At 45.2% G+C, this 26,691-nt stretch carries 28 protein-coding genes, 1 tRNA gene and 1 pseudogene; 5 read left to right on the forward strand and 25 right to left on the reverse strand.

Translation table 11 applies throughout. The features are described from left to right. Positions 1-6 precede the first annotated feature (6 nt). The 3 genes from bioA (at position 7) to ED312_RS08385 (ending at position 3,176) form a co-directional block, all read left to right on the forward strand. On the forward strand, positions 7-1,278 hold the full coding sequence (gene bioA, locus ED312_RS08375) for an adenosylmethionine--8-amino-7-oxononanoate transaminase (RefSeq protein WP_123215557.1): 1,272 nt from the start codon (positions 7-9) through the stop codon (positions 1,276-1,278). A 118-nt stretch (positions 1,279-1,396) separates the two neighbouring features. After that, positions 1,397-1,993 carry an SET domain-containing protein gene (locus ED312_RS08380; protein ID WP_123215558.1) on the forward strand — a complete coding sequence of 199 codons (597 nt, stop codon included), beginning with the start codon at positions 1,397-1,399 and terminating at the stop codon, positions 1,991-1,993. Positions 1,994-2,015: 22 nt separating this feature from the next. Next, positions 2,016-3,176 carry a beta-ketoacyl synthase N-terminal-like domain-containing protein gene (locus tag ED312_RS08385; RefSeq protein WP_123215559.1) on the forward strand — a complete coding sequence of 387 codons (1,161 nt, stop codon included), beginning with the start codon at positions 2,016-2,018 and terminating at the stop codon, positions 3,174-3,176. Positions 3,177-3,237: 61 nt separating this feature from the next. Here the strand turns inward: ED312_RS08385 and ED312_RS08390 are convergent, their stop codons facing one another. From ED312_RS08390 to ED312_RS08400, 3 genes are all read right to left on the reverse strand, one after another. Continuing rightward, positions 3,238-3,981 (reverse strand): succinate dehydrogenase/fumarate reductase iron-sulfur subunit, encoded by a 744-nt coding sequence (locus ED312_RS08390; protein ID WP_123215560.1) that lies wholly within the window; start codon positions 3,979-3,981, stop codon positions 3,238-3,240. Between the two features lie 126 nt (positions 3,982-4,107). Next, the gene (locus ED312_RS08395; protein WP_123215561.1) at positions 4,108-6,117 is read right to left on the reverse strand and encodes a fumarate reductase/succinate dehydrogenase flavoprotein subunit; all 2,010 of its coding nucleotides are present in this window, start codon (positions 6,115-6,117) and stop codon (positions 4,108-4,110) included. Between the two features lie 9 nt (positions 6,118-6,126). Further along, the gene (locus ED312_RS08400) at positions 6,127-6,789 is read right to left on the reverse strand and encodes a succinate dehydrogenase cytochrome b subunit (RefSeq protein WP_123215562.1); all 663 of its coding nucleotides are present in this window, start codon (positions 6,787-6,789) and stop codon (positions 6,127-6,129) included. Positions 6,790-7,027: 238 nt separating this feature from the next. Between ED312_RS08400 and ED312_RS08405 the strand changes: the two genes are divergently transcribed. Beyond that, complete coding sequence (locus ED312_RS08405; RefSeq protein ID WP_123215563.1) at positions 7,028-8,320, forward strand: aminopeptidase P family protein; 1,293 nt, start codon at positions 7,028-7,030, stop codon at positions 8,318-8,320. Between the two features lie 160 nt (positions 8,321-8,480). After that, positions 8,481-8,554: transfer RNA gene (locus tag ED312_RS08410), tRNA-Ala, on the forward strand. A 557-nt stretch (positions 8,555-9,111) separates the two neighbouring features. On the opposite strand, the pseudogene ED312_RS24495 reads toward ED312_RS08410, so the two are convergent. The 22 genes and pseudogenes from ED312_RS24495 to ED312_RS08520 all read right to left on the reverse strand — a co-directional run. Then, positions 9,112-10,071 (reverse strand): annotated as a pseudogene (locus ED312_RS24495) (recombinase family protein); the annotation flags it as partial. Further along, positions 10,040-10,213: a hypothetical protein gene (locus ED312_RS23575; protein ID WP_170164470.1), complete on the reverse strand. Its 174-nt coding sequence runs from the start codon at positions 10,211-10,213 to the stop codon at positions 10,040-10,042. The gene ED312_RS23575 and the pseudogene ED312_RS24495, both read right to left, overlap by 32 nt. 211 nt (positions 10,214-10,424) lie before the next feature. Next, entirely contained in the window at positions 10,425-11,480 is a 1,056-nt protein-coding gene (locus tag ED312_RS08425) for a hypothetical protein (protein WP_148044249.1), read from the reverse strand. Between the two features lie 23 nt (positions 11,481-11,503). Further along, positions 11,504-12,289: a hypothetical protein gene (locus tag ED312_RS08430; RefSeq protein ID WP_123215565.1), complete on the reverse strand. Its 786-nt coding sequence runs from the start codon at positions 12,287-12,289 to the stop codon at positions 11,504-11,506. A 35-nt stretch (positions 12,290-12,324) separates the two neighbouring features. Beyond that, positions 12,325-13,152 carry a conjugative transposon protein TraN gene (gene traN / locus ED312_RS08435; RefSeq protein ID WP_240643061.1) on the reverse strand — a complete coding sequence of 276 codons (828 nt, stop codon included), beginning with the start codon at positions 13,150-13,152 and terminating at the stop codon, positions 12,325-12,327. An 11-nt stretch (positions 13,153-13,163) separates the two neighbouring features. After that, a complete protein-coding gene (traM, locus tag ED312_RS08440; RefSeq protein WP_123215566.1) occupies positions 13,164-14,429 on the reverse strand; it encodes a conjugative transposon protein TraM in 1,266 nt (421 codons plus the stop codon). Positions 14,430-14,453: 24 nt separating this feature from the next. Beyond that, positions 14,454-14,780 (reverse strand): hypothetical protein, encoded by a 327-nt coding sequence (locus ED312_RS08445; protein ID WP_123215567.1) that lies wholly within the window; start codon positions 14,778-14,780, stop codon positions 14,454-14,456. A gap of 17 nt (positions 14,781-14,797) precedes the next feature. After that, positions 14,798-15,418, reverse strand: coding sequence for a conjugative transposon protein TraK (traK, locus tag ED312_RS08450; protein WP_123215568.1), 621 nt, complete (start codon positions 15,416-15,418; stop codon positions 14,798-14,800). A gap of 102 nt (positions 15,419-15,520) precedes the next feature. Continuing rightward, a complete protein-coding gene (gene traJ / locus ED312_RS08455; RefSeq protein WP_123215569.1) occupies positions 15,521-16,729 on the reverse strand; it encodes a conjugative transposon protein TraJ in 1,209 nt (402 codons plus the stop codon). A 71-nt stretch (positions 16,730-16,800) separates the two neighbouring features. Next, on the reverse strand, positions 16,801-17,445 hold the full coding sequence (locus ED312_RS08460) for a tellurite resistance TerB family protein (RefSeq protein WP_240643062.1): 645 nt from the start codon (positions 17,443-17,445) through the stop codon (positions 16,801-16,803). Beyond that, complete coding sequence (locus tag ED312_RS08465) at positions 17,442-18,101, reverse strand: hypothetical protein (RefSeq protein ID WP_240643063.1); 660 nt, start codon at positions 18,099-18,101, stop codon at positions 17,442-17,444. Before ED312_RS08465 ends, ED312_RS08460 begins: the two co-directional genes overlap by 4 nt. After that, entirely contained in the window at positions 18,101-18,811 is a 711-nt protein-coding gene (locus ED312_RS08470) for a conjugal transfer protein TraI (RefSeq protein WP_123215570.1), read from the reverse strand. The genes ED312_RS08465 and ED312_RS08470 overlap by 1 nt, the downstream gene beginning before the upstream one ends. An 89-nt stretch (positions 18,812-18,900) precedes the next feature. Next, a complete protein-coding gene (locus ED312_RS08475) occupies positions 18,901-21,390 on the reverse strand; it encodes a TraG family conjugative transposon ATPase (protein ID WP_123215571.1) in 2,490 nt (829 codons plus the stop codon). Between the two features lie 118 nt (positions 21,391-21,508). After that, positions 21,509-22,027 (reverse strand): hypothetical protein, encoded by a 519-nt coding sequence (locus tag ED312_RS08480; protein ID WP_123215572.1) that lies wholly within the window; start codon positions 22,025-22,027, stop codon positions 21,509-21,511. 5 nt (positions 22,028-22,032) lie between these two features. Further along, a complete protein-coding gene (locus ED312_RS08485) occupies positions 22,033-22,356 on the reverse strand; it encodes a DUF4133 domain-containing protein (RefSeq protein ID WP_123215573.1) in 324 nt (107 codons plus the stop codon). A gap of 24 nt (positions 22,357-22,380) precedes the next feature. Then, complete coding sequence (locus ED312_RS08490; RefSeq protein ID WP_123215574.1) at positions 22,381-22,815, reverse strand: DUF1896 family protein; 435 nt, start codon at positions 22,813-22,815, stop codon at positions 22,381-22,383. A gap of 57 nt (positions 22,816-22,872) precedes the next feature. Continuing rightward, complete coding sequence (locus ED312_RS08495; protein ID WP_206363230.1) at positions 22,873-23,175, reverse strand: DUF4134 domain-containing protein; 303 nt, start codon at positions 23,173-23,175, stop codon at positions 22,873-22,875. Between the two features lie 160 nt (positions 23,176-23,335). Continuing rightward, complete coding sequence (locus ED312_RS08500) at positions 23,336-23,782, reverse strand: hypothetical protein (protein WP_123215576.1); 447 nt, start codon at positions 23,780-23,782, stop codon at positions 23,336-23,338. A 270-nt stretch (positions 23,783-24,052) separates the two neighbouring features. Next, complete coding sequence (locus ED312_RS08505; RefSeq protein WP_148044250.1) at positions 24,053-24,727, reverse strand: hypothetical protein; 675 nt, start codon at positions 24,725-24,727, stop codon at positions 24,053-24,055. Between the two features lie 93 nt (positions 24,728-24,820). Continuing rightward, a complete protein-coding gene (locus tag ED312_RS08510) occupies positions 24,821-25,648 on the reverse strand; it encodes a helix-turn-helix domain-containing protein (RefSeq protein WP_123215578.1) in 828 nt (275 codons plus the stop codon). Positions 25,649-25,705: 57 nt separating this feature from the next. Then, positions 25,706-25,951: a hypothetical protein gene (locus ED312_RS08515; RefSeq protein ID WP_123215579.1), complete on the reverse strand. Its 246-nt coding sequence runs from the start codon at positions 25,949-25,951 to the stop codon at positions 25,706-25,708. Positions 25,952-25,963: 12 nt separating this feature from the next. Then, positions 25,964-26,683: a hypothetical protein gene (locus tag ED312_RS08520; RefSeq protein WP_123215580.1), complete on the reverse strand. Its 720-nt coding sequence runs from the start codon at positions 26,681-26,683 to the stop codon at positions 25,964-25,966. Between the last annotated feature and the right edge of the window lie 8 nt (positions 26,684-26,691).

Raw genomic sequence — 26,691 nt, forward strand, 5'->3', positions numbered from 1 at the left:
TTCTCCATGAAAAATATTTCAGAACGCGATAAAAAACACCTTTGGCACCCCCTGACGCAGCATAAATTACACCCGGAAGCAGTAGCGATAACCCGGGCCAAAGAAGCTGTTTTGTACGATGAAGAAGGGCGGGAATACATCGATGGCATTGCTTCCTGGTATACCTGTATGTATGGTCACTGTAATGATTATATTGTCCGGAAGGCCCACGAACAGATGCAGCGTCTCGATCACGTGGTTTTCAGCGGTTTTACCCACGATGTGGCCGTAGAACTGTCAGAAGCGCTTATTGGCATATTACCGGGTAACCAGGAGAAACTGTTTTTTTCCGATAACGGTTCCACGGCGTCGGATGTGGCTATAAAGATGGCATTGCAATACCATTTTAACCGGGGAAAGAGGAAAAATGTCCTGGTGGCATTCGAAGAAGGGTTTCACGGCGATACCTTCGGGGCGATGTCAGTATCCGGCTTGTCGGTCTATAATGGCCCCTTCGAGGATTTTTTCCTTACTGTTGAGCGTATCCCCGTACCGGATGGGAAAAATAATGCTGAAGTTGCTGATAGATTGAAGAAAATAGTCAGCAAGGGAAATGTGGCCGGCTTTATATACGAACCGTTGGTACAGGGGGCGGCCGCTATGAAAATGCACGATGCGGAAGGATTGAATGACCTTATCGCTATTTGTAAGGAAAACGAAGTGATAACCATAGCCGATGAGGTCATGACAGGTTTTGGTAAGACAGGAAGGAATTTCGCTTCGGAATATATGGATAACCTGCCCGATATTATAAGTATGTCCAAAGCCCTTACGGCAGGAATGTTGCCGATGGCTATTACAAGTTGTACACAGGCGGTGTACGATGCTTTTTACAGTGATGATATCTCCAAAGGGCTCTTCCATGGCCATACCTATTCTGCAAACCCTGTGGCCTGTTCCGTAGCCCTGGCCGGTATAGAGCTCCTTCGTTCGGAAGAAATGCAGCAAAATATACAAAGAGTAATCGGTGCACACCGGGAATTTGATGAGAAAATGCGCGAACACCCCAAAGTTGCATCCACCAGGCAACTCGGGGTTATTTATGCTATGGACCTCAATGTGCAGATGGAACGTTACGGAAACCTCAGGGACCGGCTGTTTCGCTTTTTTATGGATAACGGAGTGTTTTTACGCCCGTTAGGCAGCACTGTTTATATTCTTGCCCCCTATATTGTTACGGACGAACAGTTGCAGAAGATATACGAAACTATTGAACGTGCGTTGGAGGAGGTGCTGTGATAAGGTGCCGGGATAAAAAAGAAAAGCGGGAGTAAAAAGAGGGCACAAAAATTTGAGGTACACCGATACGGCGAATCGAAAAATAATATACATTCGTAGTATGATATGTATAACATAAATGATTCATCCGCATACCGAGCTGCAATTCATTTCGGACGAAATGGGTTACGGCGTTGTGGCTACACAATTGATTCCTAAGGGAACAATTACCTGGGTCCAGGACAAGCTGGACATTGTGCTCTCTTCCGCTCAGATCGATGAGATGAGCGATTTTTACAAGAACATTCTCGATATTTACACTTTCCGCAACAACAAAGGAGATTATGTGCTTTGCTGGGACCATGCCAAGTATGTTAACCATAGTTTTCGGAGTAACTGCCTTACCACGCCTTATGACTTTGAAATTGCCGTGAGGGATATATATCCGGGGGAACAATTAACCGATGATTATGGTTACCTGAATATATCCCGTCCTTTTCGTGCTGTGCATGAAGGCACCCGAAGACGTATCGTGTATCCGGACGATCTCCTGAAATATCACAAGAAGTGGGACAGGTCTATTGCAGAAGCCTTTACTCATATTATGGAAGTAGAACAACCCCTTCGTGAAATACTGCCGGAGGGAACGCTGCAAAAGATAAAGGATATAAGTAAAGGAGAGGAACAACTGGAATCTATATTGTCCTGTTACTTTCAGGAAGGGGAGGATATTTGATTACCTTTGTAGGCAAAAAGTTTTGCAGACACCTATATCTATTACGGCAATATCTTCGGTTTCTTCTCTCGGTACGGATTCTGCTTCTGTATGGGGGAACTACCTGAAACCGGACCACCTTATCACGGAAAAGGACTTCGGGTTTGATAAAGCATTTATATCCGCGCTTTCACAAGAGGCAACGCAGGAAGTTGCGAAGGTGCAGAACGCGGATATAAAATATAAAAGCCTGGATAATTCTGTCCTGTACGCGCTTTGCGCTTCGAGGAACGCAGTAAGGCAGGCCGGGTGGGGGAAAGGCGCTGAATTCGGTATTAATATAGGGTCTTCCCGGGGGGCTACGGGCTTGTTTGAAGAGTATCACAAGGATTTCCTGGAACGGGGGAAAGCAGGTACACTGGCTTCTCCCACGACCACTCTTGGGAATATCTCTTCCTGGGTGGGGCACGACCTGCAGTCCAGCGGTCCGCAGATATCACATTCCATAACCTGTTCTACGGCTTTGCACGCCCTGTTAAACGGTGTGGCCTGGATACGCAGCGGGATGGTGGAAAAGTTTCTTGCCGGTGGTAGCGAGGCGCCCTTAACACCATTTACCATTGCCCAGATGAAAGCCCTGAAGGTTTATGCCAGGGAAGTACTGGACGGTTATCCCTGCCGTGCCCTGGATATGGATAAAAATGCCAATACCATGGTGCTCGGCGAAGGTGCCGCTGTGGCCTGCCTGGAAAACGGCCGGAAAGAAAATGCACTGGCCTTGATAGAAGGCATAGGATATGCTACTGAGGTGCTCCGGCATAATACGTCAATTTCCACGGATGCGGATTGTTTTCAGCGGTCTATGCGTATGGCTCTGGAACAGGTATCCCCCGAAGAAGTGGATGCTATTGTCATGCATGCTCCGGGTACTGTAAAAGGAGATTCGTCAGAATACAACGCTATTCGTAAGGTTTTTGGAAAAGATATGCCTGCATTGACCACGAACAAATGGAAGGTAGGGCACAGTTTCGGGGCCTCGGGTGTGCTCAGTCTGGAGCTCGGCATATTGATGATGCAGAAAAACCAGTTTATCCCCGTACCCTTTGGTATGGAGCAGGAAGCGCCCGAACAGTTGCGGAAAGTAATGGTAAATGCCGTAGGCTTCGGGGGAAATGCGGTAAGTGTGCTCCTGACCTGTAAATAGCCGGAACAAAAAAGGGACAGGTTTTTTACCTGTCCCGAATTATAGAAATCGATCTTTATTCTTACTTGACACTTGCCTTGAGGTACTCCCGGTTCATCCTGGCGATATTCTCGAGAGAAATACCTTTCGGGCATTCTAATTCACATGCCCCGGTGTTGGAGCAGTTTCCAAAGCCTTCGAGATCCATTTGCTTTACCATATTAAGCACGCGTTCTGTCGCCTCTACACGCCCTTGGGGGAGTAAAGCGAACTGTGATACTTTAGCCGAGGTAAAGAGCATGGCGCTGGCATTTTTACAGGCCGCTACACAGGCTCCACATCCTATACAGGTAGCGGCATCAAAGGCTTTGTCGGCATTGTGCTTTTCTATCGGAATAGCATTGGCATCCTGGGTATTTCCGGACGTATTGACGGAAATATACCCTCCGGCATGCTGTATCCTGTCAAAAGATGTACGGTCTACAACCAGGTCTTTGATCACCGGGAAGGCTTTCGCGCGGAAAGGTTCTATATAAATGGTGTCTCCGTCCCTGAATTTACGCATGTGCAGCTGGCAGGTAGTAATCCCCCTTCCGGGACCATGAGGTTGCCCGTTGATCTGAAGAGAGCACATACCACAAATACCCTCGCGGCAGTCATGGTCGAAAGCTACGGGCTCTTTTCCTTCGTTTATCAACTGGTCATTGAGAATATCCAGCATTTCCAGGAAGGAGCTATCCGGTGAAATGTTCTCTACTTTGTATGTTTCCATGCCGCCTTTAGCATCTGCGTTTTTCTGGCGCCATATTTTTAGTGTGAGATTCATTTGTTATTTCGTTATGCGTTATACGATTCCGGGGTTAGTGGCCCCTTTTGAGAGACATAGCCTCTCGTTGAGATGCACGGCTGTTTTTCCCGTGTAGACGTACGGCCGTACATCTTTACAATGATATTATTTATAGGAACGGGTTTTGAGTTCCACGTTCTCGAACTTAAGGTCTTCTTTGTGAAGGATGGCCTCGGATGGTTTTCCTGTGTATTCCCATGCCGCTACGTAAGTGTAGTTCTCATCATCCCTTTTTGCCTCTCCTTCTTCGGTCTGATATTCTTCCCTGTAGTGCCCGCCGCAGGATTCGTTCCTTTCCAGGGCATCTCTTGCAAACAGCTCTCCGAGTTCGAGGAAATCTGCTACACGACCTGCTTTTTCCAGTTCCTGGTTAAATTCGTTTGCGGTCCCCGGCACCTTTACTTCTTTCCAGAATTGTTCACGCAGCTCGGCAATTTCGTGGATAGCTTCGGAAAGCCCCTTGGCATTTCTGGCCATTCCTACTTTATTCCACATAATAAGCCCCAGTTTTTTATGAAAATAATCTACGGAGTGCTTACCGTTGTTGTTGATAAGCCGTTCTATGCTGTCGGTAACATTCTTTTCTGCCGCATCAAATTCCGGAGTGTCGGTAGGGATCGGACCGGTACGGATGTCATCGGCGAGGTAATCCCCGATGGTGTATGGTAACACGAAGTATCCGTCGGCGAGTCCCTGCATCAGTGCAGAAGCCCCCAGGCGGTTTGCCCCGTGATCGGAGAAATTGGCTTCTCCTATGGCGTAAAGTCCCGGTACGGTAGTCATGAGGTTATAGTCTACCCATATGCCTCCCATGGTATAGTGTACCGCCGGATATATCTTCATCGGTGTTTTGTACGGGTTGTCGTCCGTGATCTGCTGGTACATATCAAAGAGGTTTCCGTATTTGGAAGCTACGACCTCCTCACCGAGTTGAATGATTTTTTCTTTGGAAGGGTTGTGAATACCATGAATGTGCGCCTGTTCTTTTCCGTATCGTTCGATAGCGGATGAGAAATCGAGGAACACGCCTTCGTTGGTACTGTTGTTGATGATTCCGAATCCGGCATCACAACGTTCTTTGGCAGCCCTGGACGCCACGTCTCTCGGAACGAGGTTTCCGAAAGAAGGATAACGTCTTTCCAGGTAGTAATCCCTGTCTTCCTCGGCAATGTCGGTAGGGCTCAGCTTTCCTTCGCGCACCGCTTTGGCATCTTCCAGCTTCTTCGGCACCCAGATACGGCCGTCGTTACGGAGTGATTCGGACATCAGTGTCAGTTTGGACTGCTGGTCTCCGTGAACAGGTATGCAGGTAGGGTGTATCTGCGTGTAACAGGGATTGGCAAAATAAGCCCCTCGTTTGTGTATTTTCCAGGCAGCCGTGGCGTTCGATCCCATGGCGTTGGTGGATAGGAAAAATACATTTCCGTATCCTCCGGAGGCAATGACAACCGCATGTGCCGAATGTCTTTCGATCTCCCCGGTGATAAGGTTCCGGGCTATGATGCCCCTTGCTTTGCCATCTACGACAACCACATCTAGCATTTCGTGACGGTTGTACATGGTGATTTTACCTTTGGCGATCTGCCGGTTCATGGCAGAATATGCCCCGAGCAATAATTGCTGCCCGGTTTGTCCTTTTGCGTAAAAGGTACGGGATACCAATACACCGCCGAAAGAACGGTTGTCCAGGAGCCCGCCATAGTCGCGTGCGAAAGGAACTCCCTGGGCTACACATTGGTCTATGATATTGGCAGAAACTTCCGCAAGACGATACACGTTAGCTTCGCGCGAACGATAATCGCCCCCTTTTATGGTGTCGTAAAATAACCGGTATACCGAATCCCCGTCGCCCTGATAGTTCTTGGCGGCATTGATACCTCCCTGTGCGGCGATGGAGTGCGCACGCCTTGGAGAGTCCTGATAGCAAAATGCCTTTACGTTATATCCCAGTTCGGCCAGGGTAGCCGCAGCCGATCCGCCGGCAAGCCCGGTACCTACGATAATAACATCTATCTTCCGTTTGTTGGCAGGATTGACCAGCCGGATATTATTTTTATAATTGGTCCACTTATCTGCCAGAGGGCCTTGTGGTATTTTGGAATCTACAGTAGCCATAATTGCGAATTATAGTGAATTGAAATAGTGAAAAAGCGCTATGAACACGAATCCCAGCGGGATCAGTATTGCATATACTTTTCCGGTTTTGTGGACAGCGGGAGAATACTTGTTGTTAAACCCGACGGACTGGAAGGAAGAACTGAATCCGTGTAAAAGGTGTAAGGCCAAGAAAACAAATGCAAGGCAATACAATATTACTCTTATCGGATCGTGGAATTTTTCCACGAGCTCCCCGTAGTACCTGTTGGGGTCTTCCGGGAGGAAATGGATGTATTTGTAGCCTATTTCCGGAAACCAGAAATCGTAAAAGTGAAGCCCAAGGAAAGCGAGGATGACAATACCGCTGTATATCATGTTCCTGGACATCCAGGAAGAATTGGCACTACCTTTATATTGGACGTATTTCACATCCCTGGCCCTGTTGTTCCGTATCTCGAGGATGAATCCCATAACGAAGTGAAACACAACACCAAAAATAAGTATGGGCTGCAGAACAAATTGTACTAAAGGATTGGTCCCCATAAAATGAGAAAACTCGTTAAACATTTCGGCACTAAGAACCGAACTGAAATTAACGATTAAATGTTGTAAAAGAAAGATTAACAGAAAAAGGGCGGAAAGACCCATGGACACTTTTCTGGCAATGGAAGATTTTATGATTCCACTCATCGGTTTAGTTGTTTTTTAACCCGACAAAAATACTGCGGAAGAAGATTTTGGCAAAACTTTGGCTCTTGTTTTCACGGGAATTTAGAATGAGTATAAAGAAGGGAGGCGAGCTTCTACAGTTCCGAGTGTTACATTTTAAACTTTAAGAGAATAAAATGTGGAGTTCCTGGGCAAATTTATACTTTTGTTTCGCGGCGATAATGCCGGATAATACAATCTTCAAAAAAGTTATTCCATTATGAAATACAACCCTATAGACAGGAATCTGTTTGTGAAAAACCGTGCTAAGTTTACCGCAAAAATGAAGCCCGGAAGTATAGCGGTTTTTAATAGTAACGATATATACCCGATCGGGGCGGACAGCACGATGCCTTTTCAGCAGGCACGGGATATTTTTTACCTGAGCGGGGTGGACCAGGAAGAAAGTATACTGGTACTCTTTCCGGATGCTACAGATGTAAAACACAGGGAGATCCTTTTTGTACGGGAAACGAATGAACACATAGCCATATGGGAAGGTGCCAAACTGGACAAAGAAAAGGCCTATGAGGTAAGCGGTATAAAAACAGTGTACTGGCTTGAAGATTTTGACAAGGTATTTTTTGATATTATGACTGAGGCCGAAACAGTATATTTCAATACGAATGAACACTATCGCCAGGCGGTGGAGACACAGACCAGGGAAGATCGTTTTATAAAATGGTGCAAGGAAAAATTCCCGGCGCACAAATGGGAAAAAAGTAACCCGATACTACAGACGATAAGAGGCGTAAAAGAACCGGAGGAAATAGCCCTGATCCGGCAGGCCTGTGAAATAACGGAAAAAGGCTTTAAACGGGTTCTCGGTTTTGTGAAACCGGGTGTATGGGAATATGAGATCGAGGCGGAGTACATGCACGAGTTTTTGCGTAACCGTTCCAGGGGATTTGCATATACTCCTATCGTAGGTTCCGGATTCAGCGCCTGTGTGCTGCATTATATAGAGAACAACCAGCAATGTAAGGACGGGGACATGCTGCTCATGGATGTTGGAGCGGAATATGCCAATTATTCCAGTGACATGACCCGTACGATTCCTGTAAACGGACGCTTTACGGAGAGGCAGAAAGAAGTATACAATGCCGTATTGCGGGTGAAAAAAGAAGCTACGAAAATGCTGGTTCCGGGTACCATGTGGGCGGAATATCACAAGGAAGTAGGTAAGATCATGACTTCCGAATTACTGGGACTGGGATTACTGGACAAGGCCGATGTGCAAAACGAAGATCCGGACTGGCCGGCGTATAAAAAATATTTTATGCACGGAACATCTCATCATATGGGGCTGGATACACACGATTACGGTGCCTTGAAAACCCCCATGACCGCGAATATGGTATTTACCGTAGAGCCCGGGATCTACATACCGGGAGAAAAAATGGGAATACGCCTGGAAGATGATATGGTAATACAAGAGCAGGGTGAGCCCGTAAACCTGATGAAAAACATACCGCTTGAAGTCGAAGAGATCGAGGAGTATATGAACAAATAACAGGTGTAATACCTGTTTATGTCAAAAGGGCCGGCACCCCGTCCGGCCTTTTTTGGAAAAGAAAAAGAGATTATTTTTTTGCGGTGTAATGAAAAAAATGCGTAATATTGCCCCCTGAAACAGAAAAAGCAATACACTGTTTCAAAATTATTGATATAATGGGGATGTAGCTCAGCTGGCTAGAGCGTTTGACTGGCAGTCAAAAGGTCGTGGGTTCGAGTCCCATCTTCTCCACATAGCGGGATTTCTTTGTGAAATTCCGCTTTTTTTTCGTAAATAAGTAATCCTTTTTGTTTCATTTTAAGGTGATTATGGCTTAGTAGATTTAGCATTGTCGGGGTTCGATAGATGCCATTTTTATAGTATAAGTTATTATCGAACACCGTTTTGACAAACTCTCTTTTCTTTAAAGTATCTGCCGAAGTATAGATATAAGCCATATCCGTTAGAAGATCAAGGTTTTTGTTTAAGAGGTCAAATGCCTGATCTTGATTATTATTTGTATGATTTATGGAATGCTCTAATTCTATGATGCTTTGATTATACGTGGAGTACCACCTGTTATAAGTATCCTTGCTAATTTCATTTCTAATCCATTTGTCCTCTACAGCATAGAGTTTTTCTTTTACTTGTTCTAATTGTTCCTTTTTTGTTACTACTGTTTTCCTATTCTTTTTTATTTCAAATTCAAGACGAATGTTGCTTTTTTTTCGGATTAATTGTATATCCCTTTCAGGTATGCTCATAAGTTTACATATGCCAAGAAATTGTTGATGTGCTTTTATAGCACTGATATTATTGTGCTTAGAAGTATTGTTGCACTTGTAATAATAGTAGTATTTTCCTAATTTTCCTCTGGAAGCAGCACCTGTCAAGGGATTACCACAATGACATTTTAAGATACCTCTGAGAGGGATATTGTCATTAATTATGGATTTGGTTTTTTCAGGTGTTTTTATTTTATTCTGTACAATGTGCCAGGTAGCCTTGTCTATTATAGGTTCATGAATGGCAGGAAAAAGCCCTCCTCTATATTCTTTGTATGGTTTAACCTTAAGCAAGCCGGCATAAATAGGGCTGGTAAGTATCCGTTCTATGGCGGAATTTCCTTTTCTTTTGAGCCCCATTGCACGAGCTTTTTCTTTTATCTTATAAAGAGGGATATCCCGTAAATAGGCATCATATATAAACCTTACAATTCGAGCTTCACCTTCTTCAACAATAAGACGACGGGCTTTATTTTCACCTTCTTTTCTATATCCGTATGGAGGAACTTTAAATAAATGACGTCCTTCCTTTGCCATAGCAGTATAGATACCCCCTCTAATTTTTATACTACGGTTGATATTATCTTCTTCGGCCAGTAAAAGTTGAAGCCCGGCCCGGAAAAAGCTGCCTGGGGTATCATAGTCGAAAGTAATACCTTCCGAAACACTTACTACTTGAATATTATATTTCTTCTGTAGCATTTTTACCATGCTCATAGCTTCTCCGGCATTTCGGCTGAACCGGTCAAGCTGATCGACTAAAAGGTAATCTACTGTTTTATAGTGTTTAGTAATGAATGCCTGTAGCTTAACAAAATCCGGACGGTCAAATGTTTTTGCACTTTTCCCCCGATCTATAAAGGTATCTACCAGTTCTACATCATGTAATTGTAACCACTGGTCAGTGTATAATTCTTGTCTTTCAATAGAACTATTACTTTGTCCTATATGGCTAAAGCGGAGATATCTGATTGCTCTCTTCATAATACTCTTTTAAGGTTATTTCCACTATTATTTCTACTATCAAATTTAGCAATTTCTGCTCTTTTTTCCGTTCTATTTCTTGGTATGTCTTTGAAATAACTTCATTTACAATATCGTTATTATTGCTGTCTTTTTTCATCATCATCATTCTTTTATTCTAAGACACAAAATGAATTAACAGTCTTATTCTTACAAGTATACTTATTTAGTCAATACTACTCAAGGGAAATCAATTTCGAGTTTTGGGAAATAGTGTAGGGTAGAGGAAGAACCTAACAGGTTCATCAATGCCGCTATTTTTACGAACAAAAGCCCGAACCTCGGGCTTTACTTTTAAATGTTCCATGACCTGATCACCTCCGTTTGACCAGGAAACGATCCTTACCAGGCCGTCCTTTTCCCAATCGCTTCCCTTTCTTCAGCCTGGTTCTTTTCGATATTTTACCATTTAAAGCTTGGGCAAGGGAGATTTTCTCTCCTTTACCATTATACAGGTTCAGTGATTTAAACCTGGGATTAGCTTCCAGAATTATCCTTTGTTGCTTATACCCCTGAATAAGGGTCACTTCCTTTTGTTCCCCGTTATGAAGGGCTTTTATTAGTTTTCTTCTTTCTTCCGGAGTTCTGAGTTCCTTTAAGGGCAATTCCCGGAGCTTTTTTTCCAGGTCAAAGCCATAACCGGGATAAAACCGTTTTACCCGGTAATTGCCATGGGGATCCCTATCATTAAAATCCAATTGCATCCAGTGCCTGTTCTCCCCGTTTCCCTGTACCACCGGGCGACCAGAGAGCAGGTTATAAGCTTGCCGGGTATTTATGTTATTTTCCCGGTCTACCTGGAAATACTGCTTTTTAACACCGGAACCTGCTCCTGTCTCATGCAGAGCAGCGGTATAGCCTTCCAGGTAAAATTGTCCTTTATCCCCCTGTTTGAGCTGAAGTTCAAAAGCCATCCGCTTATTTTCCCCGACCTCGTAGGATACTGGGACGGTCATTTTTTGCCGGTCTGCCAGTTGTTGTTTGTCTAAGGGAATATCCGGGAACCCCAGCTTCCGGAAGGATTCCTGTAAATCCCGGATATTGGCGGTATACCTTTTTTGTTCCTTACCGCTTGATGTCCCTATGATATCCAATAAGACTTTATATCCCAGGCGCACCCACAGGTTAGGATACAGCTGCTTTTCAATGGCCCGTTGTTCCTGACGCATCATACGCAGGGTCAACTGTTCCTTTGGCCCCGCCCTGGCCCTGTATTTGGCCTGGAGCGTACGGTAATACCGTAACTTTTCCCTTAAAAACGCCCGGTTGTTGTCCAGGGAAAAGGAAAATAGTTTTTGAAAACGTCGCTCCCTGGTGAGCCACTCATCGAGCTCGTTTTCTACCCTGTTTTCCATAGCAGATTTCTTCATTTTGATTGCTATAAGAAGGAAAATCAGACCGCCCTGGCTTTTCGCCTGGTTTTCTTTTTAGCCGAAGGGGAGTTTTCCTCCCCGTTCTGTGACTGGCTTTCCTTTTTGGATTGCTTTTGTTCGGTGTTTTGCTTTTCCCTTCGCCTGCGGCCCAAACGTTGCATATTGCTATCATACAGGGTCACGGACTTAAACTTAGGATTAGCTACCACATACACCTTTTGATCTTCCATCCCTTCCTTGACCAGGGTGGCCGAAGCCGGGTTTCCCTTTTTGAGAGATTCTACCAGGTTGCCTTTATAAGTTTCATTTTCCAGTTCTTTCAAGGGATATTTTTGCAAGGCGGCATCCAGGTCATAGCCATAGTTTTCATTAAAGTATTTGAGCCCGTAGTTCCCCTTGTCATTGGTCTGCTTAAAATCCATCTGGAGCCAGGTGTTGTATAATTCCCCGTTCTTGTTCCAAAGATTTTTATGGACGGACCGGCCGCACATCAGGTTATAGGCTTCCTTCAGGGTAATGCTGCCTCCTTTATTGATATAGAATTGTTGCTCCATATCCGGCTGACCCTCCCGTTCCAGTTTTACCTTATAGGAATTAAAAAAATACATATCACTGTATTCTTCCTTATTGGATTGGCTAAAATGAAGCTCCGCTTTCACCTTATCCTTACCGTACTCGGTTTGATACTCCAACGTAAAGGTCTCTGGTTGCTGTGCAATTTTTTCCTTCAAGGCGTTGTCCAGGGTATCTCCGAACCCGGCATACATGACTTGTTCCTGTAAGAAACTTAAATTTTCCTCGTTCATCACTTTTCATTTTATAGTTCAACATTCATCATTTACTACAATACGGTGGCCCGCATGAGCTTACTGTTCTTTATTTTAAGCTCCAAATGCCTGCCTCCGTTTTCTTCCATCAATTGCACCGCCAGGTACTTTTGGTTAGACATGGTCTGTTTGGGTAAGGCGACCACCAGGGTCTGTTCCGATTGCCCTTCGACCTTGTCCGTATCCTTATAGATATATAGCGGCTCAACTTCCAGTTCTTGATACGTAGTACGTTTGGCTTTTTTCCGGTCCCGGACAAAAAATCGAAGCTGGTCGATATCATAGCGGATATCGGAATTGTTTTCGATATGGAAACGGTAATACATAACATTGTCCTTGACATAAAGCCCAATTAATCTCAATTTGATCCCGTGGCCCTTGTCCTTAACCCCACGTAGTTTTTTCTTTTTCCCCAACGCGATTTCCGAGTATTTTTTTAAGATACCCTCGTTGTTTTTTTCGGAGGAAAAAGCTACTTCAGAAATATCCCGTTTTCCAAAGGAGTAATTAAGCGCCACAGGGTTGGGGTTATAGTTGAGCAAAAAAGAATACAATTTGCCATCGGTGGTGATCACGGTGAGATTGGTTTCTTTCATGTCTTTTTTGGCAGCTTTGAGCTGTAAGATGTTTTCTACCCCTTTGGCCTTTTGTACCAACACCTCCCGGCTACCCCGGTCCACACTTTGTATTTCATAGGGGAAGATCAGGTTGGTGGTTTTGTTCGTGGTAATGGCTATGGGAAAGGCATCAATGGTATGAATCGTTCCTGTATTAGCAAAGCCCAATAATGAGGAAAGTACCAGGGCCATTCCTATATATGTATCTCGATAATTTACTTTCATGATTTATGATTTTAATAGTTTTTCTGTTTTTTGTCTTTAAGTAATACCCGGTCACCGGCTTTAACGGTGACCTTAATACGTTTCGCTTTTTTACTAAGCAGGCTGCGGGTCGCTTCAATCCCGGCACTGGTTGCGTGGGCTTCCAGGGAAGTGTCAAATGAAGTCAGGCCGAAGCCCTGTACTGCTTGCCCGGCGGATTCCTTGGCCACCTTGCGGGTGATAGCCCCGGGGATATGTAACCCCTGTATCCCGTCCATGCTATAGACCTGTAATTCCACTGGGAACAGGGAATTTTGATAACGGATACCGTCAATAGCAATATCCAGGCGCTCCCCGGAGATCCCAGCCGTTCCATAAATAAAATGCCCTTTGGGAATACGGACCCCTTCAATATAGATATCCTGGGTTAGGCGTAGTTTGACGGTAGACCCAGCTACCAGGGATTGGGTTTCATGGATCACAGCAGCCACGGCATTTTGCTGAACATTTTCTTGCGGAAAATCTTCCAGTCCGTAAAAGGAGGTCCCACCTCCAAGGAGGGTATCCTGCTGATCCAAGAGGGATACAGGGTTTTCTTCAGGCATAGAAGATACTGCAAAGACCTGTCCTTTGTTTTTCTGGGAAGCCTGCTGAAGCTTTTGTTGTACTCGTCCAGGATGCTGGATGTCCAAAATGGTCTCCAGCATGTGGTTTAATTGTTTGAGTTCGGGATCTTCGTCTTCCGGGGCGGTCATCCGCTCCATCATCTGTTCTAACCGATCAATATCCCCCACCGGGGAGTCCCCGGCCGGAGAGGCTCCGGTCCCTGGTATAGCCAGGGGCTGTGCTTCTGCTGGGGTGGATAATGAATCCGGCCTATTCAGGATTTGTTCCAGTTCAGCCAATTTATGATAGACCTTTTCTTCATTAGGGTCGCGGTGGTTGATCGTAACAGCAGGTTTTAAACCCGTTTCTTTTTCCCGGTCTTCAGACGGAATGGATTCGCCCTTAGGCATGCTCTCATCGGGAACGTGGTTATAGTACGGATCGTTTTTAGCTTGCTCCTTCCATTTGGCAGAATCCGAAGCCGCTTGTTTGTAATAGCTCATTTTGTCCTTTGGATCGTCCTTATCCCGATTCACTTCAGGCAGCTTCAGGTTTAACCCCTGCCATTTTTCCATGGGAGTGGAGCTTCCACCACCACCGCCCATAGTCCAGAACAACAGGGTGATAAACGGCAGGGCCAATAGCGGCAAAACTACCAGGAGTTTCTGTTTTTTGTTTTTCAGTTTCATCATCTTTTGTCATTTTAACATTAACTCTTATTTCTTCCCGAAAAGACTATCCTTCACCAAACTGTCGAGCACCTCATTTCCCGGCCTGGTGATATGTCCGGGTTTTTGCACCGGCGTCACGGAAACCTCCTGTTGCTCCCGGCCCGAAAGGCTATGCCAGATCAGCCAGGTATTAAACCCTGCGGAAATCACTACAAACCCGGCCAGCAAAACGGCCCAGGCCCTTGCCGAAATATTTTCTGTTTTCCGCTCCATCCAGTCCGCCCACCGGGACTGGATCTGTAGTAACCCGCGAATAGCCCATAAAAAGGCTTTATCCCGGTGTTGTCCTTTTTCCTTCTTTCTTCCCATCATTCTTTCAGCATTAAAAATTACCTGCGGTTTTGGATACTGATATCCTGGTTTTCGAGTATCCGCCAACGTTCGATCAAAAACCCATGCGGGTTGTTATCACTCCGGGATATATTACGTAATACCCCTTCAGTGACCAGGCTCCGGGTGACAATGCTGGTCCTTCGGATAAGTTCCTGCGTGGCATAACACCTGAAGCCATAAGGGTGGTTCCCGGTATCTACCCTAACACTGTCCACCTTAATGGTCTGGCTGACATTGCCGGCCATGACCTGGGCATAATACCCCTTTTCCTCCAGGTTGTCGTATTGTCTTTTGGCTGAGGCGTCGGCCAGGTACAGGGCCTTGGTGATGTTTTCCTGGATCAGCTTATCGTCAGGATCGAGGGTAAAGAACCAGTAGTGAAAGGTTTTTACATGGTCCCGGGCTTCCACCGGGATATTTTCCCTGCGACTGGAAGCAAAGGCTTCCAATACTTTTCCATTGGAGAGCACATAGACCCGCTCCTGCATCCCGGAGGCCAGGGCATAGCTTTGGTAGATCACAAAACCACAGATCAGTACACAGCCTGCGATAACGACCATAGCGACCAATCGCACCTGCTTAAAGGCCGTATCAATATTTTTAGCTTTTCGAAACATTTTTCTCCTATCTACATTTTTACTGTTTCAAAACACCCTAAGGGTGCAAATTGCTTTAATGCCAAATCGCCTTTAAGGCGCACCCTAAGGGTGATTTGGCATTTAGGTATTCCCTTTAAGTTTCTCTTTCATATATTTATTGGAGTTATTGGAATTATCCCCGAAGTAGTTTGAAGATTGCCCATGCCCAGCCATGCTTTGGGATATTTTACCATAGGCATCCCCCATAACATCCCCCACCATTCCGGCCTCGGCGGTGGTAGAGGAAACCACTTTCCGTGAAGAAGCGTATAAGAGGTTAGTTACTTTTTGGGTAAAGGCACTGCCACCTCCGGCATGGATGATGTAATTAGCCATGCTCGGTACGGTAAAATACCCTACAATGCCAATAATCAGGAAAATCAAATACGCTACATCATACTGATTAAAGAATGTATCGCCGGTCTCCTGTACCCGGGTAAAGTCCAGTTCGATCATTTTCTCCTGGATTTTTCCCAACAGGCTCCCAAAGATATTGGCGATAGGAAGCCACAAAAAGACATTCAGATAGCGGGCGATCCATACGGCCAGGGTATGCTGGAACCCGTCAAAGACAGCAATGCCAAAGACCAGAGGGCCAAGGATGGCCAACACAATAAGCTGAAAGGTGCGCAGGGTATCGATACAAAGTGCCGCAGCTTCGTAAATTACCTGGAGGACTTCACTCATCCATCGTTTGACAGAATGGCGCAGATGGTAAAAATCCTTCATAAAGTCGAATTTGATGTCATTACCGAGACCTTCCCAAAACCCTTCCTCGGAAGGATTGGCATTGTCATGCGTATAACGATACCAATGATCGCGGTCACCTTCCCCGGTAATGCCCACATAGGCTTTCCAGGCATCGGTTTCCCGCATGGCCTCTTCCTTTTTCTGAAGCAGTACGGCAATGGCCTGGTCGGAATTCTGAACCATAGCGGAAGTGGCTGTCACCGTAGGCTGCATGATCCCATTGATCAGGCCAATCACCGAAGGAAAGATGGCGATACACAGGCCTATGGCAAAAGGCCGGAACAAGGGATAAAAATCAATGGACTCGGCATTAGCCAGGTGCCGCCATACGCGAGAGGCGATATACCAAAGGGCGGCAAAGCCGGCAATGCCGCGGCCAACACCGATAAGCTGGCTGCACAAAGGCATCATCTCGGCATAAAGGTCTTGTAACACCCCGTGAAGGCCGCTGATCTTTCCACTGCCCTGCGCGACCACGCTAAGCGTAGGAGTAAAGATGGCTACTCCAACTAATCCTGTTATTTTAATAGATATTTTCATAGTAATTTTTATTAATGCCTAATGCCCGTTACTACGGGCTGCTTAATGCCCATTATGGGCTTACAGGCTGCCTAATGTCCATTATGGACACCGTAGATGAGTTCCAGGGTTCGGATATCCTGTTGTTCCCGGGCTTTTTGGATAGCCAGGACCATGGTCTTGTTGTTAAAATACCGGAGGAATTCCAGTTTATCTTCCATATCGGCAAAAATGCCGTCGATGGCTTTCAATCGTTCATCATCGGACATCCGGAGCTTGTTAGCGGTCAGGACTGTAGCCAGGTCATCCAGGTTTTGCAGACTTTCCTTAAAGAGCCGGTCATAGACCTTTTTTAAATAAGCCAATTCTTCCGGGTTAAAGTTGCCATCCTTTTGAAACCGGGAAAAAGCGGCCTTGTATTCCTTTACCAACAATCCCTGGTACCGGATAATATCGGCCACCCGTTTGTAGTTCCGTACCGTCGGGCTCACCCGCATCAGCTCATCCAAAAAGACCTGGTGCAGCGTAAAATTCCCCTGGGAAAGATCCCGGATGGTGTTGTAGCCCTTACTAAGGATTTGGTAGCCTTTTTTCATATCACTTAGGATCTGCTTAAACTGGGTAAGTTTTTCCACATTAAGCAACAGTTGGGTCACCTCATTGGACTGGGCCGTAGCCCTACTGGCCCATAACATGCAGCTAAAAGCCGCAACGACAAATGTGATTTTGATTTTCATGGTTTCGGGTTTTGAATGTTATACAGTATATAGCCCGTTGAAATATCCCCGGCTTCCTTACGGCGGGCTATAGCCAAGAGGGTACATTGCCGCCTAAAATCCCGGAAAAATCCATAGTGTTCCAGCATACGCCGGTACAAAAGGTCTATTCGTTCCAGCCGGGCATCATCGGTCATTTCCAATCTTCCATCGGTACTGACTGCGATAAGCTCATCCAGGGTATCTGAAGAAAGGTCCAGGGTCTTGCCAAAGACCCGGACCAGGTAATCCAGTTCGTCCTCGGTAAAAGCATTACTTTGACGCAGTTGTTTCAGGGCTTGCCCATAGCCTTTGAGTATATGGTACTCCAGGGTGATGATATCACCGATACGGGCATATTCCCTAATACGGGGATTCACATGTTCCAGGGACCGGAAATAACCGGCATGAAGGTTTACTTCCCCGTCTTTGAGGTCTCCGATAAGGTTTAACCCATCTTTGGCAATGGCATAGCCTTTACGGGCATAACCAATATAGACCTGTAGGGCGGCGATTTGCTGAAGGAGGTATTTCTTTTGGGTCTTTTTTTGGCGCCACCATTCGGAAAAGGTCTGGGCCTTAGCCGGAGCAATTCCCATAAAAACCAGGACAAACAATACTATTATAGCTCTTTTCATCACTGATGATTTTGATGGTCCATACCGTAAAGTTGCCTTACGGCTTCTGCTTCACTTTCACTTTTAGCCCTTTGCAGGCTTAGCAGGATATTCTGGCGATTAAATCGCTTTAAGTCAAAATAGGTCTGTTCTACCCGGTCCGCAGCCTGGTTAATAGTTTCCAAGCGTTTGGCATCGCTCATTTGCGTGGCAAAAGCTTCAATGATCAAAAAGATCTGGTCCAGGTTTTCCAGGCTGGCATCCAGCATTCCGGAATACACTTTTTCCATATAGCCCAGCTCGTCCGGGGTAAACCGATGATCCTGCTGAAGCAGGCGCCATACCCGTCCATATTCGTCCACCATCGCGGCCTGCATTTTGGTGATATCGCGGATACGCTGGTAATAAGAGATCACGGATTTGACTTTTACCAATTCCTCATAGTATCCCTGGTAAAGTTCTTTTTGGCGTGCTGTCCATTCGGAGATCTCGGTCAGTTTAAGCTTGGACAGGGTGTTTTCGATGGTCTTCTGGGCATTTTGCAGCCAGATGGTCTTGTTCTGTAGCCGCTGTATCTTCAGGTCAATGGCTTTAATGACCTTTTTAACCCCGGCTTTGATCACCTGAATGATCCCGAGAGGAGCAGGTGGCTCCTCTGCCCGGGCTGGGGTTGCACTTAACAGGGTGACACATAGTAACCCCATAGTCATTTTTATCAATAGTTGTTTCATTCCTGTTTTTTTCTTGAGCCACTAACCTGCCTATGTCGGCAGGCAGGTTCACTAATGTTTATGGAAATATTCGTGTATCCGTGGCTTGATTAATTGTTGTTTTTCATGTCCGCTGCAAGAGCGCCAATACCTTTCTGAATGTTTCCTCCAAATTTTTCAGCATACTCCATGACTTTTACTTTTTCCCGCTGTTCGGTGGTATAGACCAAATACTCCTCAAGAGAAACTTCTGTTCTATATACTTTGGAAAGCATGCCACCCAAACTGATAAAGACTTCCTTATACATTTTTGCAGGATCGTTGGCCTTGTTTACGGAAAGCACCAGGGCTTTTTCCTTGTCGGTCAGCCCCAGCAGCTCCTGGATCTGGTCAAACTTGTTCTGGTATTTGGATTGGTCCAGCAGAATTTTGCAGTCACTGTTATTGATAATGGCCTGTTTGACAATAGGGGAGGAGATAATATCCTCAACTTCCTGGGTCACTACCACGGCTTCCCCAAAAAACTTCCGAACCGTTTTAAAGAGATAACGAATGTACTCGGCCATACCCTCCCGGGCAATCGCCTTCCAGGCCTCTTCGATCAGGATCATCTTACGGATACCTTTGAGCTTTCGCATCTTATTGATAAAGACTTCCATGATGATGATGGTGACTACCGGAAATAAAATAGGATGGTCCTTAATATTGTCCAGCTCAAAAACAATAAACCGTTGTCCTAAAAGGTCGAGGTTTTCCCGGGCATTAAGGAGGTAGTCAAACTCCCCGCCTTTATAGTAGGGACGCAACACGTAAAGGAAATTGTTGACATCAAAGTCCTTGTCCTTGACATTGTCTCCTTCCAGTTCCTTGACAAAGGCGTCTTTGAGATACTCATAAAAACTATCAAAGCACGCGAAATCGCCGGGCGACTGCTCAATATGCTCATAATATCCGGTTAACGCGTTAGACAACGCTACATACTCACTCCGTTTAAAGGTTTCATTATCCTTTTTCCACAGGGCCAGCAGCAAGGTTTTGATGCTCTCTTTTTTCTCGGTATCCAAACGGTCTCCTTCCCCAATGTAAAAAGGGTTAAAACGGATGGGGTTTTCCTCCGAGTAGGTAAAATAATAGCCCCCGACCATATCGCACAGCCCTTTATAGCTATGGCCGACATCCACCAGGACAATATGGGTCCCCTGCTCATAATAAGACCGTACCATATGATTGGTAAAAAAACTTTTCCCGGAACCGCTAGGACCCAAAATGAATTTATTACGATTCGTACAAATCCCTTTTTGCATGGGCTCATCGGAGATATCCACATGGACAGGTTTGCCGGTGAGGCGATCGCCCAGGCGGAGCCCTACGGGACTCAGGGAAGAACGATAGCCCGTTTCCAGGTTTAAAAAGCAGGTGGCCTGTTCCACAAAAGTGTCAAAGGTATCATTGATGGGGAAGTCAGCACTATTTCCCGGTATCCCGGCCCAAAAGATCTGCCCGGCCCCGGTGGTCTCTATCTTGGCTACGGCATCCATCCGGGCCAAAGCTGAAGAGACTTTATTGCGAAGTTCCCGGAGTTCTTCCTGGCTATCGGCCCAGACCAGCAGGTTAAAATGAGCCTTGACCGGTAGCCGCTGTTCACTGATGGCTTCATTGAGAAAATCGTTTACCGCATCCCGCGCAATGGCATTTTCCCGGGAATAGGCGGCCAGGGATTGAAGACGTAGCCGTTTGCTTTCCAGTTTTTTGATGGTTTTCTGGGCATCTTCGACAAAAATGTACTGGCTTAGGATATGGTTACAGGGCAGTAATTGTCCCAGGGAAGAGGCAAACCCCACACTAAAGCGGGTTTTATCGGTACTGTATTTATCGTAATCCATCCGCGAACCGCACAGGGCCGGGAGGTCGGCCGCATCCCCAAGGGTATAAAGCTGGGTATACCGATCCCCGATCCGCAAAACGTCCCCTCCCAGTTCCATATCTTTTATCAAATGGGACTTAGTCCCTTTAGTTACCCCGCCATCAAGAAAGCAATAGTATTCCATAAAACCTGCCCGGTCCGGGCCACTAAGGAGTTCTTCCTCTTTTAATCGTTCGAGCTGCACAAAACCGCTGTCCTCCAGGATACGGCGAAACTGTCCGCAACTATCCATAAAATCCTGGAATTTTTGGGCGTTTAGGGTATCGAAAGGAACCAGGGACGGACGGATCAGATTGGAAAACAGGGAAGAGGAAGGTTTTCTCCCCGATGGTTTTTTGGTTAGTAGGATGTAGCAGGAATGTTCCAAAAATGGTCGTTCATTAAAGAACCGTTCACTGCTCCGGCTTAAAAAACTAAGATCCTCCTTTGTAAAATCCGGCCTATGTCCGCTTTCCAAAAACCAATCCTGCTTACAAAATACGGTATGGTTGGGTAACACTTTGATGGCCTTGACCCAAGCCTGATGAAAGGCTTCGTACTCCCGGTTACTCAAGGTAAAGATCTCCGGGAGTTCGGCCTTGAATACCACCGTGATATCTCCTTTTTTGGAAAGGATACTATCGTGTTCTACATCCCATATGGGTAACAGGTCCTCTAACATTTTTTCCGTTTTCATTTTCCTGTCTCTTTTTAACCTCACTAAGTTTAAATCCCATTAAATGGGTCTTATTCTCCAACGCTTGTTCCGATCCCGATAATTATCTGGGTTATCGGGATGCCCAAAGGCAGTTGATTTAACGGCCTCGCCCTCTTCTTTTTACTTTTTGCCTGCGGGTTTGGTTTTGCCGTTGTTCCTTTGGGCATTCCCGTTTTTCTGCAAGTAAGCGGGAAAGGCTTTCCCTAACCGGAATGGTATTGGCTTTGAAATGCGATTGTATCCCAACCTTTTCCACAAAAGATCGTATATCATAACCATGCTCCCTGGCGTATCCCACGGGGTCCAGTCTTTCCATAGAGGGGAATTCCACCAGGTGAATGCTTTCCGGGATGTGGTAGAGATCACTAAAATCAATATCCTGTGGCCCATGTTGGGTACTGTTATAAGTGAATATATACTTATCTTCTGTCCATGAAAAGTATCCTTGCAACCTGGCAAAACTGATATCTCCCGGAGCCAAAGGATTTTTAGGGCATAAACATTTCTTTTCCAGATCAATCAAAAAAATATCTCCTGCAATATCCAGGGTAGGGAGATTTCCTGCCAAACGTCTTTCCAGGGCTTTTTCTTCCGGTTTTTTCTCGTGCTCTTCCATGATTTCTATTCTTTCCTTTGTTTGTAAAAAATGCTCCGGGTGTAGCATTTGATGACTTTGGGAATCTGTCGCCGGGCCAGCTTTTTCATAAGCCCGTATTCCCCGTAGGCCTTACTCATTTTATAAATCTTTAGTACCAGGACTATCCCTAGGGCAAGGATAATACCGACACAAATTAGAGGAGGCAGTCCGAGGATATACATCCCGGCAAAAAGGATCAGTAGTACGACTACTCCGCCTCCCAAATACCAGATATACTGGGCTTTGAGACCCTTAAACTCAATACTTTGATTGATCCCCTTATGGTTTTGGTAGACACTATTGCTCATCGTTATCATTTTACCTTTGATGGATTACCTGTTCTCCAAGTATTGTGCAATGATTCCCATGACGGCATACCGCAGCCTTCGGCTTTCCTTGTTTTCTTCTGAAAAACCGATAGCTTCAAAGGCTTCCTTACAGGCTTCGACCAGGTTCACTCCCTCGTAGGTCAGCGCCCCGGCTTCTTTTAATCGTAAAAAATCGGTTGTAAATTCTGTTTCCAGGATATCCCGGATATAGTGGAATCTGGAAGGTCTTAAGTCGGAGGTCAACTCCCGAATGGCCTGTTCTTTGATGATATAAAGAGGTAGTTGCTCTTTTTGCCATTGTAGGAGTTGAGGACGCAGAGTGTCCATCTTTTGGTCCAGGTACTGCTGTACGGAGTACTCCTCCTGTAAACTGAACATCAAATCGGGGTTATTCTCTATGATATAAGCCCAAAGCCTTTCTTTTAAGGATTGTTCCATTTGTAATAAATTGATTTTTAGATTGCTGCTTGTATTTTGTCAAATGCCCATTATGGGCTATACGCCGAAAAAGGACTTGATCACGGTGGCTACTACCACCAGGAAGACACAACTGCCAAACCAGGCGGCGGCTACTTTGCCTGTGTCCGGGTCGCCGGCATTCCATTTCTGGTAGACTTTCACAGCACCGATCAGGCCCAAAAGAGCGCCTACGGCATACATGAGATTAGTGCCGGCATCAAAATAGCTACGCACCTTTTGATTGGCTTCGTTGATCCCGGCAATTCCATCCTGGGCCCGGGCGACAACATGGCTCAGCCATAAAAATCCCATTATGGCTAACTGCTTACGGTTTTTCATACTGCATGTTTTCATTCGACATTCCGTATTAAGGGTTGATTTTTAACTTAGAAGAAAGAAAAAGCCTGTTGCCGTCACTTTACCCGGTATTCCTGCTTCTTTTTTGCGGCTTTTCGCCCCAAGAGGGCAGGACAGGAACAGGCTTTTTAAATGGTCCGGATCAGACTTCCGCACTCCACAACTCGCTCACTTCATCTATGCGCAAGCCGACCGGACCATGTTTATCGCATTCCCGGATAATAAAATCCTGAATACCTTGCTCAAAAGGGGTTCCTATAAATTCAGGGTTCTTTTGTAATGTTCTTGAAAGATTTTCCAAAAGGACCTTTCGTCCTTGTTTATGGTAAAAGACCTCGGCAATGACCTTTTTCAACATATCCATGAGTTCCTCGGCCTGTTTAAAAGTATCATCCGGAATTTCCTCAAAAGAAGGTGTAGAAACCGTTTCTTTTATATGTTGTTCTTCCTGATTTGTAACCGGTTTTATTGTTGAAACGGGTGTCCTTAATTTCAGGATATAGAGCCATAAACCCACAGCAGCATAATAGGCTGTCAGGATCAATGTAACTGCGAGGGCATATTCACCCCAGGAAATTTCGTTAAACATTCCTCATCATTTTTTCGTTCGACATCAGTTATCCGAATCCCGGGGGAATACACCCACCGGCAGTCAAATCACAGGACAAAGGAAGGGGATATGAGTACGCACCACAAGTACAAGTTTAAAGTTGTACCCCGGTTGTACCCTTGTACCCCACAGTAAAATCAAGGGTTTTCGACATGTGATTTTTTTATTTTTTCTTGCAGTAAAGAATATATATCAGGTTAAGCAAGACATAATTTTGATAAGATGAGGAGAATTAAAATTGAAAAAGTATCAATACTCTTTGATCTTTTTGATCATTCGTTGAAGCTGGGCGATAGCTATTTCTTTATCCTTTTCTTCCGGAGTATAGGCTTTGGCACGTAGAGAATCATAAGACAGGTCCTGTCTATGAGGCGTGGCAAGGTAGGGAACAATAGTTTTGAAGACGCTACGCATCGATTTTGCTTTAAGGATCCGGAGTTCATCAGCAGCCCGGAGCACCAATGCGGTCTGGTCCGTAGATAGGCTGCACAAGATTTTCTCTTCCGGAGAAGTTATGGGGATTTTATTTCGTCTTCGTTTGGAAAGCTGCTCTAAGTTCAGGTAACGGGCAAACCAGGTTTCCAGGAAGGAAAGCAGGTCCTGTAAAGAAGCTTCCAATAAGGTAAGAACCTGTTTTAAATCTTCCTGTTGGAATGTTTTATTTTTTTTACGTTGGGTTACCTGGGCAAGAAGGATTTGTATGGAAGCATAATGGTTTTCCAGTAAAATCCGGATATGCTTTTCCCGGGTCAGGGAAAATACCCGGTGCTTCAGTTTTGACTTAATAGTAGCAGTCTCTTTCCGGATTTTCTCCATAACAACCATAACCTGCTGCACGGTTATATCCTGAACAGGAGTTTTTTCCGGGTTTAATGTCACATTGGCCAGGATATCCAGCCATTCCAATAGATAGGGTTGTCTCATGCGCATCATCATTTACCTGGTTTAACCAGGTGTTCTACAATAGTGTTGGAACCCGTAAGTTCATATGAGTTCCTTACTTCGCATAAGTTGATACTATTTTGAATTTTGGGGACTTAGCTTTTTGCGATAAGCGGTTGGGGAAAGTGAAGTATGGGTTTTAAAAAATTTGCTAAAGTCTTGTGTGGAATTGAATCCCAGCATTCGACTTATGCCCTGAATGCTTAAATGCTCTTGTAATAATACCTTTGCCTCTCTTAAAATGGAATCCTTCACGAATTGTTTGGCGGTTTTTCCGGTAACCTGTTTAATTGTTTTGGAAAGATAATCGGCTGTCAGATGGAGGGCGTTTGCATAAAACTGTATTTGATGTTGACTTTTATAATGAGTGTTCAGCATATCCAGAAAGTGTAAAACCAATGCATGCTTTATCGTATAGGTAACGGTGATACCGGGGCTGTAATAACGATAAAGCCTCCTTAGTTCCCATAGCAGGATGTCGAATCCGAGTTGCAGCACTTCACCATCGGTTCCGGGGATTTCCGCTGTATTATTTTTTACACGCAATAAAATGAACAGCAAAAACAGCCAGGACATATCTTTAGGTCTCAATTGTATCCTGAAAGGCTTCCCGGCCATAAGGAACATAAAAAATACAGGTTGTAGGTTTCTTGTTGCATTACCAAAAGCAAACGCCCTGGTAAAACTAAGTATTCCAATATGAGACCGGTTACCAAGCCCTTTTATGGTACATGACTTATCTTCAGGCAGGATCAAAAGCTCCCTGGCCTGTACTAAGATCATATCTGTGTTCATCTTTAATTGCACTTCCCCTTTCCTTACAAGCAGCAGGATAAAACGGCTTTGCTGTAAACAGGCATTGACCGCTTTGACCTGTTGCTCGTTTTTGATAAAATGTATCATAAGGGGTGGAAAGGAATCCGAGTGATGGCTTTCAGGCTGTTTCAAAATGAGTTATATTCAGGTATTATCGGGATCTATAAGCAGGGCCATCAACACAGATGCAGTACTAATGATATTGCAAAGCCCATTTACAAACAGGAGCCAGGCAAATTTCTTTGGGGATTCATGCCTGATAGCACCATCAGGGATGTAATCCAGGAGCTGATCATAGTCCAGCAGGTTGATGATCACATAAATGCTCACCAGGTTAAAAACCATAAGCGCCATGGAAAGGGTAACAATCCATTTTTTTCTTTTTTCCATGATCTGTTAGTATTACTGATCTCGATTCAAGGAAAGGTACATAGCACGGGAGATCCCTTCTACACCGTCCTCCAAAGCAATGATCATAAAGCTGACGATGTTTCCCATAGAGTAGTCCCAGTCATCATCCTGTTCGGTTAATATGACAACAGGCTCTTCATCCATGTCGGGATAGCTGGCATGCCGGACCAGTGCGGTAAAAGTCAAGACAACCCGTTTGTCTGTTTCGGTAAGCGAAGGATGACCCATAACCAGGGATTCATACCCGGTAATATAATTATGTAAAGCCTGGTCCACATCATATTGAATGACCAAAAGCGTTTCGATAAAGTCCAACAGACCAGCCTGTGCTGCCGGGCTTAAACCGGAACCGGAAATAATGACTTCCAGTGTTTGCCAGGAGTCATCTGAAACAGTTTCAGTTTTATGGCTTTGCGTAGTGGCCGGAACAGGCCGTATTCCTGGTAACCTCCCGTCCGGAAGAAGAGAATTGATCTCCATCTCCAATTGGTGCTGAGAAGGAACTTTTCCGGTCTTTACATACTGTTTCAGGGCCCTTCTATACAGTTCTCCTACCGGGTCATAAGGGTTCTTGTTATTGTCCGGAGAAAAATGTAATTCCTGCGAAAGGGCATTGGACGTACCCACAGTGTCGTGGTAAAGGGTCTCATCAGTGCTACATGAGAAAAGCATCATGACAGCACCTGCGATTAAACATGCAAATTTTTTCATGTCGGTGA

The sequence above is a fragment of the Sinomicrobium pectinilyticum genome (genome assembly GCF_003725735.1).
GTDB classification, from domain to species: Bacteria; Bacteroidota; Bacteroidia; order Flavobacteriales; family Flavobacteriaceae; genus Sinomicrobium; species Sinomicrobium pectinilyticum.